This is a genomic window from Aliirhizobium wenxiniae (assembly GCF_019511445.1).
In the GTDB taxonomy this organism is placed as follows: domain Bacteria; phylum Pseudomonadota; class Alphaproteobacteria; order Rhizobiales; family Rhizobiaceae; genus Neorhizobium; species Neorhizobium wenxiniae_A.
In genome coordinates this window covers 1-1729 of sequence record NZ_JAEUAN010000056.1, presented here as the reverse complement: position 1 = coordinate 1729, position 1729 = coordinate 1, and the positions used below count along the sequence as shown (strand labels likewise).

The 1729-nt window shown below is 58.2% G+C and carries 1 protein-coding gene and 1 pseudogene; both read right to left on the bottom strand.

What is annotated here, in order from left to right; translation table 11 throughout:
• The coding region (locus JNB91_RS30220) for an SDR family NAD(P)-dependent oxidoreductase (protein WP_220329111.1) at positions 1-635 on the bottom strand (635 nt) is incomplete at its 3' end.
• A gap of 32 nt (positions 636-667) precedes the next feature.
• Positions 668-1119, bottom strand: a pseudogene (locus tag JNB91_RS30215) (hypothetical protein).
• Positions 1120-1729: the final 610 nt, after the last annotated feature.

The window sequence follows — 1729 nt, the reverse complement described above, 5'->3', positions numbered from 1 at the left end:
AGTGCGGGGTCTGCTTTTCGGGAGCGACCGACCCACGTGTCCTGCATCCCCGCCCGCTCATATACCCCGGTTTCGGTAACTCCGGGCATCAGGCAAGTAACGGACACGCCCTTTTCCTTCATCTCGTACCGAAGCGCCTGTGAGAACGAGTAGAGGAACGCCTTCGAGGCGCAGTAGGTCGCGTGAAAGGGCCCGGGTAAAACGCTCACTATTGACGCGGTAACGACGCCCCGTGCACCCATCCGTTGGGCGATTTGATGGATCAGAGACACAGATCCTCTAATGTTTGTATCGATCACTGCAAGTGTCTGCGATAGATCCGTCTCAACGAAAGCTCCACCATGATCGATGCCGGCGTTGGCGATCAGCAGATCCACCGGGCGGTCCAGATCCTCGACGAAGTGGACAAAGTCATCGACACCCTGGGTCGTGGACAAGTCCACGCACATGGCATCAACGATAGACCCCGTCTGTCGCAGTTCCACCGCGACATCGTGGATTCGAGGCTCGTCTGCAGCCAACACGAGATCGAAGCCAGCAGCCGCGGCACGCTTTGCAAGCTCTTTGCCAATGCCTGAGGATGCTCCGGTTACGACCGCGAAACCCTGACTGGGTCGATCATGTTGCAGAGACAACGAAGGATTTCCATCGCGCACGATACGCACGCTCAAACTTGCGTCGGCCGAATGGTGTCGACCGGAACCTCGCCCTCGAGCACGCCTCGCCGCAAGCCTTCCCGTCCGTGTTCCACTTCAATGACAGAGTACGCCTTCTCATCTCGAAATGCGCTCGCATTCCCCGTCGAGACATCTTCAGCAGGCAGCGCATAGATTTCCTGGAAATCTAGTTCGGCTCCGGCAGCCACAATGCGGCATCTCCTGCGGTCCGCGCAGCAACGATAACCGTTCCGAGAGACGGAGCCCGATCCCAGCGCGCATCAGAGGGTGGCGCGACAGGTTCCAGGCGATAGATGTTCAATACCTCACCGGCTTCTGTCGCGGTCGCGATTTTCTCCGCGTCGGCGATCTGAGCCTGGCTCTCTACCGTCCGACCGAAATGGTTGTCCGTTGTTCCGGTGCTTGCCCTGTGTGTCGATCCGGTTCCGGTGGCGTTAGACATCATGAAACTCCTTTTCTGGGCATTGCCAAGTGATAGACGTCGGTGAAAAACCTTGCTCGACCCTGAGAGTTCCCGGACGTCCTGGGCAAGTTCACACGCATGCCGAAGTGTTGAATATCCGATGAGTTCGGCGACTTGAAAATGATGATGGTGCGCCGCTCCAAATCCGATGATGCGCTCTTCCGACAGTCCGAGCGAGACCTCAGTGACTCTCGGACGGAACCGGGCCATCGACCAGCGTAAAATCAGCTGACGCGCTGTATACACGAGGCCTTGATCCCCCATGTGGTTCCGGCGCTGACGAGACAAGGCCGCGAACAGCGCCTGTACGCTAGCAGACGGCGAGCTCCGAGCTATTGTGAGGACGCGCGCTTTCACCCATCTATGAGAAAACCCTCAAGTGTGGTTGTCATGGTAAGCAGGCTCAGGAACAAACTGACCGTGCAAGAACGCACGGCGATTTTTGAACATACCAGCAAGGTTGCGGCCGATGCAGCCGAAGAGGAACGCCGCTTACGCGCGGAAAAAACTGAGCGCCTTCGCCGGCTTAGGCTGGAGGGTGGTCGCGACGGTTCGCAGCAGCGCGGAACTCGTTAGGCGCTCCTGCATT